This window comes from Thermoplasmata archaeon, from assembly GCA_038851035.1.
GTDB lineage: Archaea > Thermoplasmatota > DTKX01 > VGTL01 > VGTL01 > JAWCLH01.
In genome coordinates this window covers 1-22,200 of the sequence record JAWCLH010000035.1, presented here as the reverse complement: position 1 = coordinate 22,200, position 22,200 = coordinate 1, and the positions used below count along the sequence as shown (strand labels likewise).

General features: G+C 54.6%; 23 protein-coding genes. 14 read left to right on the top strand and 9 right to left on the bottom strand.

Annotated features, from left to right (window positions below; translation table 11 throughout):
* Nucleotides 1-20: 20 nt before the first annotated feature.
* On the top strand, nt 21-812 hold the full coding sequence (locus QW379_09505) for a tetratricopeptide repeat protein (protein ID MEM2870633.1): 792 nt from the start codon (nt 21-23) through the stop codon (nt 810-812).
* A 93-nt stretch (nt 813-905) separates the two neighbouring features.
* On the opposite strand, the gene QW379_09500 is transcribed toward QW379_09505, so the two are convergent.
* Both QW379_09500 and QW379_09495 read right to left on the bottom strand, forming a co-directional pair.
* Nucleotides 906-1,679: a hypothetical protein gene (locus QW379_09500; protein MEM2870632.1), complete on the bottom strand. Its 774-nt coding sequence runs from the start codon at nt 1,677-1,679 to the stop codon at nt 906-908.
* Nucleotides 1,680-1,889: 210 nt separating this feature from the next.
* Nucleotides 1,890-2,183, bottom strand: coding sequence for a winged helix-turn-helix domain-containing protein (locus QW379_09495; protein MEM2870631.1), 294 nt, complete (start codon nt 2,181-2,183; stop codon nt 1,890-1,892).
* Nucleotides 2,184-2,422: 239 nt separating this feature from the next.
* Here QW379_09495 and QW379_09490 point away from each other — a divergent pair, with 239 nt between their 5' ends.
* The 3 genes from QW379_09490 to QW379_09480 all read left to right on the top strand — a co-directional run bounded on the left by QW379_09490 (nt 2,423) and on the right by QW379_09480 (nt 5,462).
* Nucleotides 2,423-3,112 (top strand): ABC transporter ATP-binding protein, encoded by a 690-nt coding sequence (locus tag QW379_09490; GenBank protein MEM2870630.1) that lies wholly within the window; start codon nt 2,423-2,425, stop codon nt 3,110-3,112.
* Nucleotides 3,109-3,822, top strand: coding sequence for a hypothetical protein (locus QW379_09485; protein MEM2870629.1), 714 nt, complete (start codon nt 3,109-3,111; stop codon nt 3,820-3,822). The genes QW379_09490 and QW379_09485 overlap by 4 nt, the downstream gene beginning before the upstream one ends.
* A 74-nt stretch (nt 3,823-3,896) precedes the next feature.
* A complete protein-coding gene (locus QW379_09480; GenBank protein ID MEM2870628.1) occupies nt 3,897-5,462 on the top strand; it encodes a hypothetical protein in 1,566 nt (521 codons plus the stop codon).
* A gap of 13 nt (nt 5,463-5,475) precedes the next feature.
* On the opposite strand, the gene QW379_09475 is transcribed toward QW379_09480, so the two are convergent.
* From QW379_09475 to QW379_09465, 3 genes are all read right to left on the bottom strand, one after another.
* Nucleotides 5,476-6,558 carry a hypothetical protein gene (locus QW379_09475; protein ID MEM2870627.1) on the bottom strand — a complete coding sequence of 361 codons (1,083 nt, stop codon included), beginning with the start codon at nt 6,556-6,558 and terminating at the stop codon, nt 5,476-5,478.
* Between the two features lie 239 nt (nt 6,559-6,797).
* Complete coding sequence (locus QW379_09470) at nt 6,798-7,091, bottom strand: winged helix-turn-helix domain-containing protein (GenBank protein MEM2870626.1); 294 nt, start codon at nt 7,089-7,091, stop codon at nt 6,798-6,800.
* Nucleotides 7,092-7,224: 133 nt separating this feature from the next.
* Nucleotides 7,225-7,356: a hypothetical protein gene (locus QW379_09465; GenBank protein ID MEM2870625.1), complete on the bottom strand. Its 132-nt coding sequence runs from the start codon at nt 7,354-7,356 to the stop codon at nt 7,225-7,227.
* 43 nt (nt 7,357-7,399) lie between these two features.
* Here QW379_09465 and QW379_09460 point away from each other — a divergent pair, with 43 nt between their 5' ends.
* From QW379_09460 to QW379_09445, 4 genes are all read left to right on the top strand, one after another.
* Nucleotides 7,400-8,056, top strand: a complete 657-nt coding sequence (locus QW379_09460; GenBank protein ID MEM2870624.1) for a hypothetical protein — start codon at nt 7,400-7,402, stop codon at nt 8,054-8,056.
* Between the two features lie 9 nt (nt 8,057-8,065).
* Nucleotides 8,066-8,554 carry a hypothetical protein gene (locus tag QW379_09455; GenBank protein ID MEM2870623.1) on the top strand — a complete coding sequence of 163 codons (489 nt, stop codon included), beginning with the start codon at nt 8,066-8,068 and terminating at the stop codon, nt 8,552-8,554.
* Nucleotides 8,503-9,405, top strand: coding sequence for a rhomboid family intramembrane serine protease (locus QW379_09450; GenBank protein MEM2870622.1), 903 nt, complete (start codon nt 8,503-8,505; stop codon nt 9,403-9,405). Before QW379_09455 ends, QW379_09450 begins: the two co-directional genes overlap by 52 nt.
* Before the next feature lie 97 nt (nt 9,406-9,502).
* The gene (locus QW379_09445; GenBank protein MEM2870621.1) at nt 9,503-9,916 is read left to right on the top strand and encodes a secondary thiamine-phosphate synthase enzyme YjbQ; all 414 of its coding nucleotides are present in this window, start codon (nt 9,503-9,505) and stop codon (nt 9,914-9,916) included.
* Between the two features lie 95 nt (nt 9,917-10,011).
* Here QW379_09445 and QW379_09440 read toward each other — a convergent pair whose 3' ends face one another.
* Nucleotides 10,012-10,809, bottom strand: coding sequence for a 4-phosphopantoate--beta-alanine ligase (locus QW379_09440; protein MEM2870620.1), 798 nt, complete (start codon nt 10,807-10,809; stop codon nt 10,012-10,014).
* 72 nt (nt 10,810-10,881) lie between these two features.
* Between QW379_09440 and QW379_09435 the strand changes: the two genes are divergently transcribed.
* From QW379_09435 to QW379_09425, 3 genes are all read left to right on the top strand, one after another.
* Nucleotides 10,882-14,202 carry a PKD domain-containing protein gene (locus tag QW379_09435; protein ID MEM2870619.1) on the top strand — a complete coding sequence of 1,107 codons (3,321 nt, stop codon included), beginning with the start codon at nt 10,882-10,884 and terminating at the stop codon, nt 14,200-14,202.
* A 53-nt stretch (nt 14,203-14,255) separates the two neighbouring features.
* On the top strand, nt 14,256-15,329 hold the full coding sequence (locus QW379_09430; GenBank protein ID MEM2870618.1) for a PKD domain-containing protein: 1,074 nt from the start codon (nt 14,256-14,258) through the stop codon (nt 15,327-15,329).
* An 86-nt stretch (nt 15,330-15,415) separates the two neighbouring features.
* Nucleotides 15,416-16,150 (top strand): 3-oxoacyl-ACP reductase family protein, encoded by a 735-nt coding sequence (locus tag QW379_09425; GenBank protein ID MEM2870617.1) that lies wholly within the window; start codon nt 15,416-15,418, stop codon nt 16,148-16,150.
* Between the two features lie 112 nt (nt 16,151-16,262).
* Here the strand turns inward: QW379_09425 and QW379_09420 are convergent, their stop codons facing one another.
* The 3 genes from QW379_09420 to QW379_09410 all read right to left on the bottom strand — a co-directional run bounded on the left by QW379_09420 (nt 16,263) and on the right by QW379_09410 (nt 17,634).
* Nucleotides 16,263-16,541: a translation elongation factor-like protein gene (locus QW379_09420; GenBank protein MEM2870616.1), complete on the bottom strand. Its 279-nt coding sequence runs from the start codon at nt 16,539-16,541 to the stop codon at nt 16,263-16,265.
* Between the two features lie 118 nt (nt 16,542-16,659).
* Nucleotides 16,660-17,037, bottom strand: a complete 378-nt coding sequence (locus QW379_09415; GenBank protein MEM2870615.1) for an integrase core domain-containing protein — start codon at nt 17,035-17,037, stop codon at nt 16,660-16,662.
* 45 nt (nt 17,038-17,082) lie between these two features.
* Entirely contained in the window at nt 17,083-17,634 is a 552-nt protein-coding gene (locus QW379_09410; protein MEM2870614.1) for a hypothetical protein, read from the bottom strand.
* 133 nt (nt 17,635-17,767) lie between these two features.
* On the opposite strand from QW379_09410, the gene QW379_09405 reads away from it, so the two are divergent.
* From QW379_09405 to QW379_09395, 3 genes are all read left to right on the top strand, one after another.
* Nucleotides 17,768-18,538 carry an MTAP family purine nucleoside phosphorylase gene (locus tag QW379_09405; protein MEM2870613.1) on the top strand — a complete coding sequence of 257 codons (771 nt, stop codon included), beginning with the start codon at nt 17,768-17,770 and terminating at the stop codon, nt 18,536-18,538.
* A gap of 8 nt (nt 18,539-18,546) precedes the next feature.
* Nucleotides 18,547-19,359 carry a TIM barrel protein gene (locus QW379_09400; GenBank protein MEM2870612.1) on the top strand — a complete coding sequence of 271 codons (813 nt, stop codon included), beginning with the start codon at nt 18,547-18,549 and terminating at the stop codon, nt 19,357-19,359.
* 287 nt (nt 19,360-19,646) lie between these two features.
* The coding region (locus QW379_09395; protein ID MEM2870611.1) for a hypothetical protein at nt 19,647-22,200 on the top strand (2,554 nt) is incomplete at its 3' end.

The window sequence follows — 22,200 nt, the reverse complement described above, 5'->3', positions numbered from 1 at the left end:
GAGGGAAGGGCGGAGGAGCGATGCGACTCTTGAATAAATTCAGAAAAAGGGAGGACGAGCAGCTCCGGAGCTCGCCGGCGGAGGAGGCTTTTCAGGAGGCGGTGAGACTCAGCGACCAGGAGAGGCACGGGGAGGCCCTCCTCGCCTTCCGGAGAGTGCTCGAGCTCGACCCGGGCTTCCAGCCAGACGTGGTGCACTTAGGCATCGCCCTGGCCTACGAGGCTCAGGGGATGGACGACCTCGCGCTCGAGGAGCTCGCCATGGTAATCTCTCACAACCCGGCCTCGGTTGAGGCCCGCTTCCTGATGGGCGCGATATGCGCGCGGCTCGGCCGCTACGAGGAGGCCGCGCGGGAATACGAGGCAGTCCTCTCGATATGCCCCGGCCACGAGCTGGCGGGCGAGATGAGAAGGAGTATCGAGAGATGGAAAGCTCTATCCTCTGGGGAGACCCTGCGCGGGATGCGGCGCGAGCTCGCCGTATTCATAGAACAGGCCTACAGGCAGTTTGGGGTCGCCCTCGACCTCACGCCCCAGAGCCTCTCTCTGCTCGATGGATTGATAGACGCAGGCTGGAACCTCCAGAGCGGTGGGCCGGGAGTTCTGCGCATCGCCGGGGCCTACATGGGCGAGGTCATCGTCCGCAACCTCGGGGGCCAATGGAGGGTCGCGGACCCGCCGGAGGAGAGCGTTGTCACCGGCATTGTTGGAGGAGAAGTGAGGCCTTTTCTAATGGTGCTGAAAAAGTTCAGGGATGGGAGAGGCGCCTCTCTATTCCGGATGTATTGTGAGCTAGCACGGACCCTCCGATAGGCTCCGATAGGGATGGGATTCCTGAAGCCAGCCTCCCCATCAGCGAGCTCCACCGCGCGGCGGTCGCTTGGGCTGGCGTCCTCGTGGCTCGCGCTACACCTTCTTTTTCTTGAGGCTGATGTCGAACGGCACCTCGGTATGGGAGAGTTCCATCTCCGCATCCATTTCTTTAGAGATGAGGAGGGGCGCGCCCGAAAGCTCGCCCCTGCTCGGTGCCTGCTCAGCCGGGGGTACGTCCGGGAGGCTGGGGCCCGCCGGGGCCGGCTTCTGAAGAGAGGGCCCGGGTGGGGGGCGGATGAGCGGGGTCTTTTTTGGAGTAAGCTCCGTGTGCGCCGCGAGGCTACCGCTCTCCATCTCCATCTCGGCCCTCTCACCGCGGCTGAAGCGCTCCCTCGTCTTTTTCTCGGCCTCGGCAACCGCTGTGTTAAAGCTCTTTCCATTTTGCAGGAGGCTGATGAACTGCTCCACGAGATAGGCGTCCTCGGTCTCCACTGCCTTCCTCTCCTGCGAAGCACGGGCCACATGGTCTAAATGCAGAATTCGGTCCTCCTGCCCCTTCCTCAAGTAGCTCGTCAGCTCCACCGAGGCCTCGTGGGTGTTGTAGTAGGGCTCCGAGACCTCCGGCGTCCAGAGGCCGCAGAAGCTCCTCTTCTGCTCGAGCGTCTTCAGGAAGCTCTGGAAGAACTCGCTGTCGGCCGGGCCCGAGATGGGCAATGAAACGATGTATTTTAGCTTGATGAGGACTGCGTCGGGGGGGCCGGAGGGCTCCGGCTGCTTCGGAACGAGGACCTTGGCGATGGAGACCCTGAACGGGCTGTCCTGCGGCCAGAACTTTTCGGAGAAGTCCACCCTTTTCATGCCTTCCATGCTTGTGGCGATAATGATGGTGAGGGGTAAAATAACTTGCGCATGGGGGCCATTTTGCAGTACAACCCAGGGACGGAGTGGGACCGGGGCTTGATGTGTCTTTCTCCAGTCCCCAAAATATCAATGGAGCAAATCAATTCATTGATAGCTGATACCTACCCATTCATTCTTGGCCTTAAGACCAGGAGATTGGGAATCCCACGAAACTGACTATGAAGTCCTGCCGAAGATATTCACACACTCTGAAAGGGCATTATGGACCTTTACCCCGAGCTCCGTGATTTTGATGACCTCACGCCCTCTCTCGTCCTTTTTGACAGTTATCAATCCGGCACTCTGGAGCAGATCGATATAGACGCTGCATCTCCTGTAGTTCATACCCACCGCCATCTGCAGCTGCGTCCTCCCCAGCTCCCTTCCGGAGCCCCAGAGAACATTTAGAAACCTCTCTACAATGTATAAATCCGGGGTCTTAGGGATGCGGCCTCTCCCGTTCTCAGCCATTCAGGCCTCCTGCCGACACCGACATAATCCTCCCTTGTTGATAGAAGATGATAATTTATAATATTATTTTTTTTAGAAAAAAACTATATATTCGATTATATATTAAGATCTGTGTATGTTCGAACTTCATATTCGACCCGTTTTCCTGATACAGGTCCGTTATATAATACACGGATGTTGCTCCGTCAAGAAGCGTTTATGTTTTATATCAGTTTATCTCAGTTCAGGAGTAGGGGCCATTGATTGAAATTGAGCATTTATTTAAAAAATATGGTTCGAAAACCGCCTTAAATGATGTTAGCATGACTGCCATGCCCGGCGAGATCATTGGTATTGTTGGACCGAATGGAAGCGGAAAAAGTACTCTGATTAAAATATTAGCGTGTCTGCTGCGCCCCACGTCCGGAAAGGTCACAATCCATGGGTATGACCTCACAAGGCAGAAATTAAAAATCAAAGAGATAATAGGCTATGTTCCAGAAAGAACAGCCATCTGGGATGATTTGAATGCGTTCGAAAATCTGTATTACTGGGGCAGAATCAAAGGTGTGGAAAAAAAGATTCTCATCGGAAAAATAGAAATCCTGCTGGAACGAATCAAACTTTCACATGAGCTCAGGCTCGTGGCTACATTTTCAAAAGGGATGAAACAGCGTGTGGCAATAGGGATGGCGTTCATTGATTCTCCAAAAGTCATTCTACTGGACGAGGCGACATCCGGGCTGGACCCTGGTGGCCGGCTCATTCTCCGTCAGATGATCAAGAACCATGCGCGTGAAAAAGGAACAGTGATTCTTTCGACCCATGACCTGCTCGAAGCTGAAAAGATATGCACAAAAATTGTTTTTATAAAGAACGGGAGCGTATGTGGAATCGTTCGTCCGGGTGAAGAAGGAGTCGAGGAGAGATATATGGAGCTGATGGAATGAGTTGGAGGGCTCTTTTTGAGAAGGACGCTGTGATTCTTCTCCGGGGACTCAGGATATCTATCTACTTAATTTTAATTAGTGTTCTGGCGTTTCTATATGTTATTTCGCTAAGTGGGCAATTCAATTACTCATTTCCATCAAAAAACGTTATTGACGGGGGTTTCTACATTCTTCTGGTTATTATTCTTAGTATCTCCATGTTTTCATCCGATACATCTTCCAGAGGGGTGGGTGATTTTGAGCACCATCTATTGCTCCTAATACCTAAAAGAAATATCTCTATACTTGCATCAAAGATGATGATTCCGCCCATATTTTATCTTGTGGGCATAGCTCTATTCACAACAATTCTGTTTTCAATATCAAACAATCTGGCATTTCTTAAACTATGGGGGGTTCGTTTATTGGTGGATACTCTATTGTTCTTTGTACTTTTATCTTTTTCATTAATTTTATTTCTATTCCTCAGGTCCAACTACGCTTTGATTGTGAGTACAGTGACTTTGCTGATACTCTTCATTCTATCACCATACGTCCTGAACATTCTGCCAGAACACCCCAATCCCATCGGGTGTGAATATGAGATTCTCAATGATATGTCTGATGGTTTGATAAATAATTTTACACCGATAATGACATTGATTCTTTATCTTATGACTTTTCTCTCTATTATGATCTTAAAATTCCATAGGATGGAGGTCAAAGAATGAAAAAGCGATTCCTAACAATAATCAGTTTCTTGTGCGTATTCTCTTTCCCTGTCCATCACCAAAATGCCGCCGCAATGGACGAGAAGGACCATCAGAGCAGAAATAGTTATGAATACGATAAGACGAACGTCGAGGCCATGTTCGATAAAAAGGAATACTATAGCTATGATTTTTTCAATAATACCACAATTTTGATCACGATAATAAATAACTTAGAGGAGGACCTCCAGCTCAGAGTAGATTTCTTATGGAGCCATGATTCGATAGAGGGCTACTCTGCAGGTCATAGACTTCCGTCGTTCAATATATCGGTAAGTGCCTGCGCTCAGGAGATAATTTCATATAATATCTCAAGCTCAACCATCAATTCGTCCCAACTGGACAGTCTTCTTTCGTATAATAAATGCTCTTTCATTTCAACGCTTAGAATATCTTTAATAAACAATTCGAAAGGGATACGATACTCAAATCAAACAACGATATACTACCTCGTGCCGTTTTCAATAAAGATCATGCAACCCATTCAAAATGATGGGCACTATATCGCCAGAAAAAATAAGGTTCTGGAGATAGTGGTGAATGTCACGAATTATTCGAGCGGAACCGTAGAGGGTTATATTACCTGTGGAAGAGCTAAAAAAGCCATTCATATTGATGCTGGAAAAAGTAAAGAGACGAGTCTTGAACTCGACCCCCTGAAAATTGACATTTTTGCTGGAAGAAAGGGCGATTGGGAAGCTGATTTTTCTGTCGTATTCATATTTGAGAATTACAAATCCACACTTGGATATGACAGGGACGACAATCGTGTATTCAATATCACTGCGGCCCGCATGCATCTTACGTTTGTAGACATTTTGAAATTAGAGATGGAGCTACCGGACTTGGTAATCAATGTACCCAGTGCTATTGGGATGAGCGTAGTCTCAAAGTCAGATACCATGGCGGAGAACTTAAAATTCCACGTTGAGATTAAAGGATATTTAAGTGAAAGAATATCCCATGATGGGACTTTCGTTATCCTGGAGCTTCGGCCAGACGAGCCCATAAAGATTAATTATTTGATTTACCCGCATGTGTCAGGAATATTCAGCATTATTGTTGAAACATTCCTGATGGGTTCTAGGATCCAGTCAATCGGAATACTTCATATATTATCAAACATCACAATTACTACCAATCTTAAAAACTTGGAAAAAACGAATCATTTCGCTGTTGGAGACGTAATTAATATCTATGGCGAGATAAAGAACCTTTATTCTGATGTTATCTATGACCTTAGAATCTCAGTTGTTGTATTAAACATTGATTTTCATGGGCTACTGGAAGAGAGGGACTATCTCATAATCGAGCCCCGCTCAATTGTAATAAATTCTTTACTCAGTGGCCAATCGAGGGAATTCGAAACCAACGTAAGATTTATGGCCCCGGGCGAGTATCGAATTCATGTCCTCGCGTGTTGGGGAAAAAATGCGACGCAAGGCGGATTAGAACAGGGTTCGACTTTTTATATATCCAGACAAATGGTTGAAGACTCTTTTTATTTAAAAATAATAATTATAGTTCCAATTATCGGTTTAATTCCTAAGATGATTGATATAACTATTCGATATCACAGAAAAATTCCGATTTGTAAATAAAGTATTATTAATGCTACTCTTCGAAATTACATATCATAAATCTTGGTCCCTCATATATCCCTCTGGGAAATGGAGATTGTTGACTTCCAGTATATCTTTCGATTATCCATAATACAATATCTTCATTATTGATATCCTCATCTTCATCATACCATGAGGGCCATAGTGAGTACTCTTCTTTTCTTGTGAGATAGAAATACCACATGTGTGCGTGTAAGTCGTCGCTGGGATTGATCCGAAGTTTTCGTTCAGCTTGGTCATTTGTTATCTTGACGGATGTTCCATCATAATAATAGAGGTCATCGTCATAATCATCGTCCTCTGTTGATTTCGTTTTCCAACCGGGCTGGTAGGGGTCGTAAATTTTAAATTTATTGTTCACATTGTCATATACACATGGGTCAATCCGCCAAACGAACTCAATGAACTCACATGTTCTGGGCTGTTGCTCACCCGGGAATGTGTGGCTATATATGCTTCCTTCGGCCGGCCATTGGTCGATGGTTATTTTTACTTCAATCGCACCCTTTTTATTATCATTAAAATATTGATAAAATAAGTATGTTACAGTAAATTGGAAATCGGCCTCACCATTTTCTTCGTCATCGATATCTAGATCATATTGAAATGAAACTATTGTCTTATGGGTCATTCCACCTGATCCCGTACCGTCTTCTGTGATTTGCTTAACGCCATTATACAACGAACGAAGAGAATAACAATTTGTATTCGATGAAAACTCATATTTATCTACTGACCGACCGGAATATTTGAGCCTGAGCCATGGCACACATATTTCATCAATATATTTATTATACTCATCTCCAGCGGCCTGTCGATAGTCCCTGTAATAGATATCGCGAATTACAGCTCCCACCTCCCATTCATAAGAAGGATAATTGTCATTATCGAATTCTGTATATGTGGAATACCAGTAAAAATCCCAGAAATTATCATCAGGTGGAATTCCATCTGGGATATGCCCGCTATCAAATATAAGACCTCCTCTACAATTAATGTTAAGAGTCCCACCTAAGATAAACAATGTTATTACCAGACCGATTCCAAGAGCCCTAATGTTCCTCATTTTTTTCACCTGCCCATCTTGTCATGTAAGTTTATAAGAAGAAGGTGTATATATACCTCGCTCACCTTCGATACTTATCCGGAGTAAGTACCTGTGATACTTATTGTCGATAAGTACCGCGGATATGTATCCGGGATAAGTATTGGCGACGGATATCTTCGATATATATCGTATGTATACTATTCCCAACACATGAACCATCTGACGCAGATGTATTAAGAAATGACCCGATGCAATTTATCACCAATTCAGGAACTCTTCCTGAAAAGATTGCTGCACTCCGAAAGAGCGTGATGAACCCTTACCCCGAGCTCTGTGATCATGAAGACCTCCCGCCCCCTATCGTCCTTTTTATTGATGAATAATCCGGCTTCCTGAAGCAGTTCGATATAGATGCCGCACTTTCTGTAATTCATCCTCACCGCCATCTGCAGCTGCGTCCTCCCCAGCTCCCTTCCGGAGCCCCAGAGAGTGCTCAGGAACCGCTCCACGATATTCAGGTCCGGCGTCTTGGGTATCCGGCCTTTACCACCCTCAGTCATTCAACTCTCCTGTGGAAGTCTGGAAAATTCACCTCTCTCCGCAAGCGTGATATATAATATTCTAATTTTTTTCGGAAAAGGACTAAATATTTCTCTCGTCCATTATTACATGATGCCCTTCGCTCCCTCCTGTTTATCCCGCTCCCTCGCGGTAACTCAGGACATCATCGGGCCCCCGCGCGCGGTCGAAAAATTCCCCTCCCGCATCGGAGCCTCCCTCCTCCTGACCGCACTCCTCCTTCTCCCCGGCCTCCTGACCGCCCACCCCGCGCGCCGACCCCCCGCCATTCGGAATCGGCGACTGGGTGGTGACGGGGACCGAGGCGCTCGAGAACCGGACCCTCCTTCTCGAGGGGAACCTGAGCGTGGAGAGCGGCGGCTCGCTGACCCTCTCCAGTTCTTCCCTGACTGTCTATTGTGAATATTCCGAGGAGCACGAGCTGCGGGTCATGCCCGGCGGCACGCTGCGAGTTCTGAACGGCTCGCTGGTCGGCTCATTTGGGGAATGGAACACATTCGGCTTCTGGGTGGAGGAAGGGGCCACCGTCGTTTTGGAGGACTCGATTTTCGCCACCTGCGGAGTCAGATGGCGCGATATTCCGTGGGTGGGCCGGGTGGGCGGAGTGGTGATTCTCACCGACGACGCCACCATCCGCAACTGCACCTTCACGGGCAATGGCTACGGGGCCCTGTCCGACGGTTCCTTTGAGGGATGCGTGTTCACCACCAACACCGTGGGCCTTGGGGGCGGGAGGTTAATAAGGAATTGCACGTTTGATAGGAACTCCGGTGGGGGTATAAGGGGGAGGGGGGACGGTCGTAGACTGCGATTTCGTACCCTGGAGGCCGCCGGAAACCTCTCGGCCTCCCTGAACGGCACCTCTCTCCTCGACTGCCTCAACTCGACGCTGGACAGGACGAGGCTGGAGTTCCGCGACCCGGCCAGCCGCGTCAACATCAGCTGATATCTGGACGTGCAGGCACTCTGGACCGATGGCAGGCCCCTGCCCGGCGCCCGGCCCTTCGTCTCCGGGCAGCGGACGCCCGTGGGCTCGGGCGGCGCGTTCACCCAGGAGGTACTGCTGGGCAGCGGCGCCAACAGGATAACCGTCAGGGCGGTGGACGCGGCCGGGAACGCCAACGAGACCATAACAACCGTGGAGAGGCTGGCCGCGGGGCGCGGGGAGGGCACCGGTGCGGCGCCCGGCCCGGACTGGCCTTTCGTGGCGTTCATCGTCGCCTCCGTCTCCGTCATGGTTCTCGAGGGCTGGGTTTCGTACCGGAGGCTGAGGGGGAGGGCGGGAGGGGGGCCGGCGCCCCCGGGCCACCGGGCGGGGGAGGGCCCCCGGCGGCTTCACCGGCGCGGCGGCCCAACCCATAACCCTAATTCCCCCCAGCCCCATTCCCGGCCGTGCACTGGCTCTCGCTCGGGATGCTCCTCTCCCTTCCTGTCCCCATCATAGCCCCCCTCCTTCGCCGCCGGAACGCCTGCCAGTGGACGGTGGTCTGGAACTTCGGGATATTTCTGGCGATGTCCGGGGCCGAGCTCACGGGAGGGCTCTATGATGAGCTTGTCCTAGACCTCGGGTTCGACACCCGCCGGTTGGGCGAGACCGCTCAGTGGTACAGGGCTCTCTCTGCGATGTATGTTCACGCGGGCGCTCTCCACATCCTGATGAACATGCTGATTCTGATGCTGATAGGTGTCCCTTTCGAGGACAGAATAGGCACGCCGAAGTGGCTCGCGATTTACCTCTTCTCAGGGGTTATCGGGTCGTTGGTGGACGCGGGCTTTTCCCTTGCCTCAGGGAGCCGGCACGTCGGCGTCGGGGCGTCGGGGGCGATATTTGGCGTCATGGGCGCCTTCGCCGTGCTCTATCCGAGGGACGAAATCCCCATGGTGCTCGGCGTGGTCTTCCTCCAGAGGGTTCCGGTCTTCGCCGCGGTTTTCGTCATGGCGCTGCTGGAGACGCTCTACCTAGTCGCAGCCACCCGGGACAACATCGGCCACCTTGTGCATGTCGCCTCGCTCGTCGCGGGCGTCACGCTGGCCCTCCCTCTCTCCAGAGCCGGTCTGAAAATGGAGAGAAAGGGAAGGGAGCTCGACCCCACCGCGCTCGCGGAGCTCGCCATCAACGAGGAGATGGCGGAGCTGGTGAGAAGGGTGGTCAGCGAGGACGTGCCGGAGGTCAGGGCGGCCTGGATGGAGAAATTAATCATGAGAGCGCGCTGCCCGAGGTGCAGGAGGGCGCTGACCCATGCGAGGGGCAGGTTCCACTGCTCCTGCGGGTTCAAGCTCGAATATATGAAATAAAGCCACATTGATACGGCGGGCCGGGTGCGGAAGACTGAGGCAGGGAGAGATCGACCCGTGCCCGCAGCATTGAGGAGTGAGCTCTGGAGGCATGGCCATGCTCGAGGCGCTCGAGGTCTCAACACACAGGAGGTCGGAGATGATAGACATCACCGCAGAGGTCCTGGAGGTGGTGAGAAGGAGCGGGGTGCGCTCGGGCCTCTGCGTCGTGTGGGTTCCGCACACCACTGCCGGCGTGACGGTGAACGAGAATGCTGACCCCTCTGTGAGAAGGGACATTCTGATGGCGCTTGAGAGGCTGGTCCCGCGCGACGCTGGCTATGCCCACTCGGAGGGCAACAGCGACAGCCACATCAAGGCCTCTCTCGTCGGCCACAGCGCAACGCTGATTGTGGATGAGGGCTCTCTCCTCCTTGGAACATGGCAGGGCATCTACCTCTGCGAGTTCGACGGCCCGAGGAGGAGGCGGGTGGTGGTGAAGATTATCGGCGGGGCCGGGGAAGGGGGCTGAGCGCGGGCGCGGCTGCGTGGCCTCTTAAGGTGCGCGAATTTTGGACGAATGCGGAGCAGCGGGGGCTCTCGAATGTGCCGCTCAGCTCCGCCTGTTCAGCGTCGAGATTCCAGCACTAGCGGAGTCCCCGATGAGGAGAGGCGTCCGAGTCGCTCATTAATTCTGCGGAGGGCGAGCCTTAGATTCCTCTCGTTATCAAAGGCTCGGGTGATTCTCATAAGCGCACGAGTAGGGCGGTATCTCAATCGCCTGACCTGCCTCTCTAGCTCTGGAACGGCTCTCACAATATTGTCGACGATTGTGACATCAGCAACCCGGGCTGTCCTGGATAGTGGGTTGAGATCTATCGCAATCACCGTCTTTCCCGCGCGCTTCAGGGCCTCCGCGCGGTCGCCGTCCTCGAGTGGTATGAGGAGAACATCCGCGGAGAGGATGCCCTCTCTCGTGCAGAGGGCTCTCGAGGACGACAGCCCCGGCAGCCTCGCGTCCGGCCTCTCACCTAGGACCTCCGTGGCCCCGAAGCGCCTGAGCTCAGCCGCCACTCTCCTCGCCCTCTCCTTATTCCTATAGAAGAGGTTTACCTCCAGAGCCGAGCGAGGAATCGCCCGGGCGAGCCTGACAATCTCCCCCGGAACGAGGGCAGCGGTGTTACCGTTGACGCTCAGGACGGGTCTCCTCGCAAGTAGCAGGAGGGCCGCGGCAGCGCGCGCTGCTCTTCTCGCCTCTGGCTGCGTTCTCTCACCCAGAAGATAGTCAAAGGCCTCCCCGCGCCCGTGGGCGAGCAGGCCCTCCTTCGCCACCAGACCGCGCTCCAGTCCTGAGACCAGCCTCTCCCGCACCATCAAGGATTCATAGCGCGGGTGGTTTCGCGGAATGCGCGCCCTTCTCGCCATTTAAGACCTTCCGACGGGCTCTCTTTCTTTCTAGTAAATTTTAATAAGCTATTAAATTTATGTGAGCGCTGGATGCGCCGCCGATGTGATTTGAGAGGGGACCACTGCATTAGGGGGCTCACAGCCCTGCTGCTCCTCTCCCTGTGCCTTCGGCTTCCAGTGGAAGGGGCTGCCCCCTATTTCTTGAGCTCCGGAGATGGAGTCCCCGGCCTCCTCGAGTGGGCTTCCGCGCAGCCGAGGAGCTTCACGCCTGAGGGTGAGGAGCTGCCCTTCTCCGGCACTCCATACTTCCTCAAATATCATCCGGATTGGTTCGAGGACAGGGACGGGGGTGGAGGGGCGGCTTTGGACGGGCGCTACAACTCCCAGCTCAAGAAGACCGGAACCTACTGCAGGATATACATCGATGTTGACTCCGTGAGCCCCGTCCCAAATGACACCATCCTCCAGAGCATCGCCGACGAGTTCGACACTGTGATATGGCCCAACGACACCGCCACTTTCGGTAGCCCCGGGTACTCCGTCATTGACCTGATATTCTACTACATGGACGGCCCGGGCGGGCTCGGAGGGTACTACTCCGGTGGCAACGATTTATACATAGACAGCGCTGACAAGGCCTACTGGTACGAGATAATCGCCCACGAATTCCAGCACTGCATTCATAGGGCGCGCGACAGCGACGAGAGCTCTTGGGTGAACGAGGGTTGCTCCGACCTCGCCATCGAGCTCTGCTACGGAACGAACGCCTCCTATCTCCGCTCCCATATCAGCTCTTTCGCAGGCAATCCCAACAACGACCTCACGCAGTTCGACAGTGCCGGTTACGACTACGGCTCCGCCTACGCCTTCCTGAGCTACTTCCACGAGCACTACGGTGGGAGGTCCGCGATATATGCATTGGTCGGGGACCCGGCCAACAGCATCACCGGCTTCAACAACCGTCTGAGCGGGACGGGAAAAGACTTCAACCGTGTCTTCAGGGAGTGGACGGTGGCGAATTACATGGACAACGTCAGCATAGACCCCGTCTACGGGTATGCGAACCTCAGCATCCGGGTGGCGGCGACGCAGGTGAGGGACTATCCCTACACAGGCAGGGGAACCGTGAACTCGTGGGCTGCGCTTTACTATGTATTTACGGCGAGTGGGGCAGACCTAGAGGTGGATTTCTACGGGGCCGATGGCGCTCCCCTCGAGGTCTATGTCGGAAAAATCGGAATGGGTGATGAGCCCTCGGGGGTCGAGAGGATCTCCCTCGACCCGGCCAAGGACGGGCGTTTCACCGTTGCCGGTATGGGAATCAACTACAGCAGCGCGGTGATGGTCGTAAGCTCGGGCGCGAGCCGGGGTGAGTTCTCCTTCGATGCCACCATCATCGACACCTACCCGCCGGTCACCTACATCAATATAACCCCTCCAGAGCCAAACTGTCCCGACGGCTGGTACACCACCCCGCCCGAGATTTCCCTGAGTGCAAGCGAGGCTGGGAGCAGCATATTCTTTAGATGGGATAATGGGCCCCCTCGCGAGTACGCATTTCCTGTAAAAGCTCCCGAGGGCGAGCATATATTCAGCTTCCGCTCTAGAGACCCCGCCGGGAACATGGAAGAGGAGCGCTCGGTTACGATACGAGTCGACACCACCCCTCCAGTGACGGAACTCGTCGTTGACCCGCCCCTACCAGACGGCAAGAACGGCTGGTACCTGTCGCCGCCGAACATCACGCTGAGGACCGAGGAGCGCGCGACGACCATTTTTAGATGGGACAGCGGCCCGGAGTGCAATTTCTCCGGACCAATCACCGCCCCCGAGGGTGTCCACACCCTCAGCTTCCGCTCGATAGACGTCCACGGCAACCGGGAGGTGGAGAGGAATGCCACTTTCCTGCTCGACACGGTCGCACCCTCCTCCTGGATTGTTCTCGACCCAAGGTCACCCAACGGCCTTAACGGCTTCTACACCACCGTCCCATCGATTCGAATAGAGACCGAGGCGGGAGGGGAGCTCTTTTACTCCTGGGACGGTGAGCCTGAGAATCTCTATGTCTCAACGATGAAGGCCCGGGAGGGGATCCATACATTCTCATACTGGGCCGTGGACACCGCAGGCAACCGTGAGGAGGCCCACACGCTCGAGCTCAAGGTCGACACCATCGCCCCAGTCGCAAGGGCGTCCATCTCCCCACCGGAGCCTGACGGAGCGGGGGGAGTCTACGTCTCTCCCGTAACAGTGACCATCACAACCGACCCTGACGCGTGCGTGATGTACAGATGGGGAAAGAGGGAGTATGTGCTGTATGAGGCCCCACTAACGGTACCGGAGGGAAGAGTGGTGCTTGATTTCTACGCCTTGGACGCGGCGGGAAACACCTGCCCAGCGACCCGGCTCGAGTTCCTCGTGGACCTCACCCCGCCCACTACTGAGATTCTTGTGGAGCCCGACGTGGGCGACCTCTGGTACAATGAGCAGCCCATCGTGATTCTCATAAGCGAGCCGCAGGCAAGAATCTATTATTCCATCGATAGATTGGAGCTCAAACCCTATACGGGCAGAATTCGAATTCCTTCAGGGGAACATTTACTGTCATTCTACTCTGTGGACGCGGCGGGCAACCGGGAGAAGGAGCGCCTAAGGAGATTCAGGATTGACCTAGTGAATCCGGAGCCCCGTCTGCTTGTAAATAGAACCTCGGTCATGACCGGTGAGATAGTCGGGTTCGACGCCTCCGCCTCCATCGACTCTGGGAGCGGCGTAATGGGCTACAGGTTCAGCTTCGGAGACGGCACATCGACCGGGTGGGTCGGCGGCCCGGCGGCGCCGCTCCAGGAGCACGTCTACTATCAGGCCGGGAATTACACCGTCTCGCTATGGGTTAGAGACGCCTCGGGCAGGGAGAGCGGCCCGGTATCTGTGGTCGTCAATGTAGCGGAATCCGCGCCCTCTGAGGGGGAGGTAGTGTTCGGTCCCCTCGCACCTCTTCAGGAGAGGATGGTCTCGCACGACGCATTTCCGCTCGCAATCACCTTACTAGTGATCGGGGTTGCGGTGGCGCTCTTTGCGGCCATGGTAAGAAGATGGAGGGCAGAGGAGAGGGAGGAGGAGGATTTCTTCATTTCACGAAGGAGCGTCCCCTGGAGCGCGGGTGGCGGAATGGAGGGTACCGGGTTGGGGATAAGCCCTGTGGTTTGGGATACGAGTTCCGGTGCTTTGGACACTGCATACTCGCCGGAACCCTCGGAGCCCGGGGAGGCCCCCATTACCAGAACATCCCCCATAACCCTTCGTGATGGCCAAGGCCCAGGGGGAGCGAATGTGCACGAGGAGATATACAATATCCTCAAAAAGCTGGAAGAGATTGAGAGAGAGGAGAGAAGTGGGAGAAGGGGATGAGCGGCGCTGGAGCGTCAGGGGTTGAGAGTATGAAAGGGGGAATTGCTTTTATAATGGCGCTGCTGGCCATAGTAGCCTCGCTTATACCGGGCTGCCTCACCCGGCCCGAGAACAGACCCCCCATCGCATCCTTCACCGCCCACCCAAGGTGCGTGAACGTGGGCGAGGAGATAGTTTTCGACGCTTCCAATTCGACAGACAAGGATGGCAGAATTGTGAGGTATCACTGGGACTTCGGCGACTCCCGAGAGGATATGGGGGTGTGCGTCGCCCATACTTTCTCCTCGGGCGGGGACTACACGGTCACCCTGACCGTGACCGACAACGAAGGGAAGAAGGACAGGACGAATCTGACGGTCCATGTGAATGAATATCCGGTGGCAAAGATAGACCCCCTCCCGTCCGAGGCGAAGGTTCTGGCGGAGGTCGGGTTCAGCGCCGAGAACTCCACAGACCCCGACGGGAGCATCGTGAGCTATTTCTGGGAGTTCGGCGACGGAACCAATGCCTCGGGGGTAAAGGCCAAGCATGCATTCGAGGAGATCGGGACCTTTGAAGTGAAGCTCACCGTACTCGACGACTTCGGTGCTTCCGGCTCTGCCTCCACGTCAATAATAATCGTCCTCAGGACCTTTGAAATCACATGGGCGATCGTCCGTCACTCCCTCCCTGAGATATCAGGCGTCTCGGAGGAGAACAGCACGATAAATAAGAGCGAGGCCTTGCTCTTCGAAAATATGACGGCTGTGGAGTTCGGGCTGACTTGGCAAGACGACATAAGGCATTGGCTCTTGGGCCAGTATAACGACGATTTCATGCTGACCGTGACCGACCCCGGCAACAACACCCAATATGGGCGGAGCATGGGCGGAAACATCACGCTGACCTTCAGCCTCTCCGAACCCCCATCGCCCCTCACACTCAGGGCCAGGACAGCCTCGGAGGCCCTGGCGGAGGTCGGGGATAAGTTTGCAACCCGCGCTGGATGGGGGAACTGGACGGCGGTCATATGGCTTGGGGATGCAGGAGGGGCGCAAGACCTCACAGGAATTGATCTTGACACAGGCAATTCTTGGAAGCTGGATATCGTCTATTTCCAATATGAGGTCATCGTCACAGAGAAGTGAAGGGATTCTTTCATGAAGCGAAGGTGGAGCGCCAAGTTGCTGGCGTTCCGGCCGGGAGAGCAGGAGAGACGTAAGGGAGGGTTTTTATGAAGGAAAGACCCGTTCTCGTCACGGGAGCCTCACGGGGCATCGGCAGGGCCACCGCAGTCCTCCTCGCTGGAATGGGATACTCCGTGGGCATCAACTGGCTGAAGAGCGAAAAAGAAGCAAAGGAGGTTCTGGCGGAGGTCGAGAGGGTTGGAGGCCGCGGAATTCTGCTCAGGGCGGATGTTGGGAGCGAGAGCGATGTGGCAGAGATGGTCCAGAAGTTCACGGCCGAGTTCGGCCGGATCTACGCACTCGTCAACAACGCTGGGGTATATGAGAGATGCCTCTTTCACAATCTGACGCCGGAGCTCTGGGAGCGTTGTCTGAGGGTGAACCTGACAGGCCCCTATCTATGCTGCCGCGCCGCGCTTCCACACATTATGGAGGGAGGGAGGATAGTAAATATCTCTTCTAATCTTGGTCGGCAAGGCTCGACGCAGGGCGCTCACTACGCGGCCGCCAAGGCAGGTATTCTGGGACTCACGCGCTCTTTAGCGAGAGAGCTAGCGCCGCGCAGAATCACCGTTAATGCTGTGGCGCCGGGACCCATAGAGACCGACATCATCGCCTCTGATACTCCGGAGAAGAGGGCGGAAAGGGTCAGGAGCATTCCGGTGGGGAGGGTCGGGAGGCCAGAGGAAGTTGCGGCCGCTGTCGCCTATTTTTTGTCAGAGTACGCCGCCTTCGTCACGGGCGCCGTTTTGGACGTCAACGGTGGACTTTTCATGGGCTAGCTGAGCCTGCCCCATAGCGCGGAAGAGCCGATGGGGTGGTGAAAAGCCTTGAACGGCAGGTACATCGAACTGCTAGGTGTGTGTCGATAATCTGCGTTTCTGCGACTTCTGATTATGGTCTCGGCTCGGGCCCTGCAGGTTTAACTCTATATACTAAGTCTCCCTGCCTGACCTTCCCGGGGACTTTGAGGCCCACACTCTGGCCCGCCTGGACTTTCTCGACCGGCTGGTGCTCGATCTGCATCGACTCGACCCTCATCGCCAAGCTCCCCCCAGGGCCCTCGATGACAATCTCGTCCCCTACCCTCAGCTCCCCAGCGGTCATCTGGACCGCTGCGACGCTGATTTTCGAGTAGTAGTTAAAGACCCGCCCAATATGCTCCCGCTCCATGACCACCCCACCTATATATGGTCCGGCCAATGAAAAAGGTTTCGGGCTCGCCGCATGCTGTGATATCCCGAAAGTAGTTGCTCTCGGGGAATCCAGGTACCTCTCGTCCTCATATATATCACCTTTTGTCCTCCGGGTGGTTCCGGAGATAAATCCTCCTTTCCCCGGGTCTCAACTTCCTTATAAACGCCATCATCGGGGTCTCCCCCACCTCCAATCTGAGGCTCATGTGGGGTCTATCAGTGTTGTACCATGTTATAATTTCTTCAAGGCTATCAAACTGTTTCTCCCCGTCTGGCCACCTGGCTCTCAGCTTGGATTTGATGGTCCCTATTGCCCGCTCTATCTTCCCACCAGTTTGGGGGTGCTTTACCCTGGATTTAATATGTTCTACTTTGATTCCGTTCGTTCTCTCCAGTTCTCTGAGCTTCTGGTCGAAGTACCCTTCCCCACCATAGCTGGTCTTTGTAAACTGCGTGCCGTTGTCTGTCAGCAACTGTCTCGGGAAGCCATACCTCTCGCCAGCTCCACGGAACGTCTCCTATGCCAGCTCCGCCGTTGGCTTCTTTGTCCGGGCATATCCCACCAGCAGCCTTGAGGCGTCGTCAATAATCAAGAGGAGCCATTCTCCACGACCGATCAGTGCAAAGTCCATCTGCCAGAGGGAATTGCTGTGCCTCCGCTCGAACCTCACCCATTTCCTCCGGCTCTGTTTCGTGGGTGTGTTCTGCACATAGTTCACCCCTTTCAAAGTCTTCCAGATACGGTTGTGGGGTATATGTATTCCGTACTCGCGCTCAATCAGGGTCTCCAGGACCACAGGGTTGAGCCTGTGTGTCCTCTCTACAGCGAGTATGAAGTCCCTCTCGTCAGGAGGCACCGGTTTCCCGGGCCTCCCCAGCGGAGATTCTCCGGGGAGGGGGATGCCCAGGCGGGCCCTTCTCTTGATCTCCCGGATCCACTGTGGTGATACGTGATAAATTCTGGATAGGCGACAGTCCGAGATATCTCCTTTATTGGAGCGCCTGATGATTTCTCGGACATCTCTATATGAAAGTTTGCTCATGGCCCCAGGTAATTTCTCCGAGAGCAAGTATTTATGGGATATCACAGGTTTTCACGCCACCCAATTAAACCCGAACCCTAGGGCGCGGCTACAGGGGTTCTTACCTAAAATATAATACTCTCACACTCAGATATCCCGACGTCTTCCGGGAGAGGAGCAGATGATTGGAATAATCGGGGGTTCGGGGCTGCAGGAAGCGGTAGGGGACCTCGTCGGGAAAAAGGAGGGCAGAATGCACACCCCGTACGGTGTCGTTGACTATACCACTGGCATCTGGATGGAAGTGGAGGTCGCTTTCATCCCGCGCCACGGCATGAAGCATGAGCTCCCTCCGCACAAGGTGAGGTACAAGGCCAATATCTGGGCAATGAGCGAGCTGAAGGTGAAGAGGATTGTAGCGACTTGCGCGGTGGGTACATTGAACGAAAGAATTCCTCCCGGGAAAATAACCGTTCCCGAGCAGCTAATCGACCTGACGAAAGAGACGAGGTCCTTCTTTAACGGGAGGAAGGAGGGCGTCAGGCACGTTGACATGAGCGAGCCCTTCTGCCCCGTGATGAGAGCAACAGTGGCGGACGTTGCGCGCGAGCTGGGGATGGAGATTCACAGCGGCGGAACCTACACATGCCTCTCAGGACCGACCTTCGAGACCGCGGCGGAGGTCAGGATGATTAGAATTCTAGGCGGTGACGTGGTGGGAATGACAATCGCGCCCGAAGCCAAGCTCTCGAGAGAGATGGGCATATGTTATATACCCATCTGCATACCTGTGAACTGGGCCGCCGGTATGAGTCCGGAGCTACTCACGCATAAAAAAACCCTTGAGCAGGTGAGTCTGATGAGAGAGGACGCGCTTAAGCTCATTCGCTATTCTCTCCAGAGATTCCCGGTGGACAGGGACTGCCCATGCGCTCGGGCGGTTCTGGTTTAGGTGAGGGAATGCTTTTCTTCGGCCCGGCCGGTCTTCCTACTAGCTGCTCTAGCGCCGAGGAAGCAGTGAACTATCTGGCCGGAATCGGGCTGAACGCGCTTGAGATAGAGTTCGTCCATGGTGTCAGGATGGGTCTGGAGGAGGCCCTGCGAGTGCGCAAACTTGCTGAGGAGCGAGGAGTGCTTCTTTCAGCTCACGCTCCCTACTATATAAATCTCGCGGCGGTAAAGGAGGACACAAGAAAAAGGAGCAGGGCACGCATTCTCTCCACAATGAGAGTAGCCCACGCCCTCGGGGCGAAAATAATCGTGGTTCATGCGGGCTATTATTTCGAGAGGGATGTTAAAAAAACCACACAGGTGATAGCGGAGGAGCTTTCTATATGCAGAGAAGCTGCGGAGGTTGAGGGCTGGGGAGATGTGTTCATCGGTCTCGAGACGATGGGGAGGAAAGCCTCATGGGGCACGCTGGACGAGATTCGTGTCGTGGCGAGGAGGGTGAGGGGTGTGGTTCCAGTGGTGGACTTTGCACACATCCATGCTCGCTGTGGAGGGTGCCTGAAATCGAGGGAGGCTTTCGAACGGGTGCTGGAAGAGTACGAGAGCCTTGCCCCTCCCTTTCTCCATAGTCATTTCACCGGTGTCGAGTGGGGCCAGTCTGGAGAAAGAAGGCACCTCGCGCTGCGCAGTGGTGAGCCGGATTTCTCCCTCCTAGCGCCCGCTCTGCTGAACCGACATTACGATGTGACTGTAATCAGCGAGAGTCCTTTATTGGAGCTCGATGCAACGGCGATGAGGGATATTGCGCTGGGGAAGGAATGAAAGAACCCCCGGGATTGAAGGAGAACCCCCTGCCAATGGGGGAAGGAGGGACGGTAGATGAAACTTTTTAATATAATAGATAATATTTGAATAAATATTATATCCAGTAACATCACTTATCTATTAAATTCCCGAGCAATGATGGAGGAAATCAATTGTCCCCCGAAGAGCGCGAGCAGAAGAAGCCGAACAGAGAGAGCGCGGACGATTTCGACATGGTTCGAGATATATTACAAAAATTGGCCGAGAGTCCCTCCTCCCTCTCTCCCATGGATTTTGACAAAGCAATGAGATACTTCGTGGAAAGGGAGAAGAAAAAGGGCGTGCAAGGAACTATGGCAAAGCCCTCCGAGACGCCTCGCGCTGCTGCGGGAGAGGCCGAGGCCCGCGAGCAAATGCTAGAGCGGGATGCCCGCCTGATTATCACAGTAGAGGAAAGGCAGAAGAAAAAGGAGGCGGAGCTGGAGAGTAGGGCCAGAGCTCTTGAGGAAAAGGAGAAGGCGCTGAGAGAGCTTGAGGCGTCTCTGCACGAGCGTGAGGAGATAATGAGGAGGAGAGCAGAGGCCACTGGAGGCGCCCCACTCACGGAAGAGCGGCTGAAGGAGTGGGAGAGCGCTGTTATGGCCAAGGCCCATGAAACCTCTCGCGAGGCAGCGCGGGTGAAGGTTCTGAAGGATGAGCTGGAGAGAGAGAAGCGCGAGCTTAGTGTCAGGGTGAAAGACCTAGAGAGAAGGGAGAGGATGGTGGAGGAGGGAAGGGCTCTAATTACCGAGGAGAGGAGAGCCCTGGAGGCGCGCCGGGAAGAGCTCGAAAGGACACAGCGGCTGGTAACCGAGGAGAAGAAGCTTGTTCAGGAGCTTAAAAAGGAGCTTGAGGTGGAGGCGGAGAAGAGCCTCTCCATGGAGAACCGATTTGAGGAGTTAAAGAAGAGGCTTGACGCAGAAGCCGCGCGTCTTGAGGAAAGGAAGAAGGAGTTTGCCCAGAAGAGCGCCTTCTTCACCGAGGCGATGAGCCAGCTGAAAAGGGAGAGGGAGGAGCTGGAGAGCGAGCGGAGGGCTCTCGAGGAGAAAGAGAAGGAGCTGGCGCGAAGGCAATCGGAGCTGGAGAGCCGCGAGAAGGAAATTATTCCGGTCATGGAGGAGGTCTCGAGGTGGAGGGCTGAGAAGGCCCAGATAGAGCAAAGTCTCAGGGACAGGCAGAGAGAACTCGAAGAGAGGGACCTGCAGCTGAAGAGCCGCGAGGAGGAGCTTGGCTGGATAAAAGCAAAGCTCATCATAGACGAGGAGAGGATAAAAAACGAGCACGAGGAGCTTGTGGAGAAGTCCAGGAAAGCCCTTGAAGCCATCCAGCAAACGAAACAGGCTGAGGAGGAGGTGAGGAAAAAGCAGGCTGAAGCGGAGTCCAAGCTCAAGGCGGTCGAGGCGAGGGACGCGGCACTTACGAAACGTGAGGAGGAGCTTCAAAAGAGGGAAGCAGAGCTCGAGCTGATAAAAACGAATCTGGCTGAGCTGGAGAAAAGGCTTGGGGGGGAGAAGGAGAAAATTGGCGTTGAACGGGGAGAGGTTGAGAGAAAACTGAAGGAATTGGAGGCTGGAGCCAGGGAACTCGAGATGGAGAGAAGAGCCCTGGAGGAGGAGCGTCGCGAGCTCGCCACCGGGATGGCAAAGCTCAAGGAGGGGCAACAGGCCCTTCTCAGAGCGGAAAGCGAGCTCGTCACGCGAAGGGCTCAGATGGAGAAGGAGGCGGCGGCGAGGGAGGAGGAGTGGCGAAAGAAGGAGGCCGACCTCCGGAGGGTTGAAGCTGAACTGCGGGAAAGGGAGAAGGGAATCACCAAGCAGGAAACCAGACTGAAGGCGTGGGAGGAGAGGTTGAAAGAGCTTCAGGCTACACTTGAGACGGTCCAGAGCGGTCTGGAGAGCGAGACGGCGAAGCTAGACGTCAGGCGGGAGGAGCTCGAGGCCAGGGCCGGTAGGCTTGGAGAAAGGGAAGCTGTTGTCCATGCGAAAGAGGAGGCACTTGGCCGTGAAAAAGAGAAACTGGAGCAAACAAAAGCAGAGCTGGAGGTGAGGCTCGCAGGACTTATAGAGAGTGAGAAGGCCCTAGCCCAAAAGGAGGAGGAGCTTAGGCTCCGTGAAAAGGAGCTCAAGCTGAGAGTTGAAGAGCAAGCTAGAAAGGAAGTCGAGTGGGAGGAGGCCTGCAAAACGAGAGAGGAGGCCCTGAGGAAGAAGGAAGCGGAGATGGGCGCCCGGGCGAAAGAGCTGGAGGAGAAAGCTGAGGAGCTGAGCGCCAGGGAAGAGGCTCTTATGCTCCGTTTGGAAGACGTCGAGAAGAGCGCGCAGGAGCGCATCGCCGCCCTCAATGCTCGCGATGAGTTCTTGGCTGGCCGCGAGGCGGACTTAAAGCAAAGGGAGGCTGCTATTGCCGGTCTTGCAGAGCGGCTCAGGGAAAAGGAGAGAGCGCTGGCAGAGCACGAGCTTGAGGTTGCGCAGGCGGTGAAGAAGAAGGAAGCAGAGCTACTGGAGATGAAAAAAGAGGCGGAGCGGGTTCTGAGTGAGAAGGAAGCCTTAAGAGCGAAAGAAGCGGAGATAGAGAGGCTCAGGAGCGAGGTCGAGGGAGCTTTGAAGGCTAAGGAAGGGGAGATAGAGAAGTTAAGGGAGGAGTCTGAGGCGGCTCTGAGGTTGAAGGAAGGGGAGATAGAGAAGTTAAGGGAGGAGTCCGAGGCGGCTCTGAGGTTGAAGGAAGGGGAGATAGAGAAGTTAAGGGAGGAGTCTGAGGCGGCTCTGAGGTTGAAGGAAGGGGAGATAGAGAAGTTAAGGGAGGAGTCCGAGGCGGCTCTGAGGT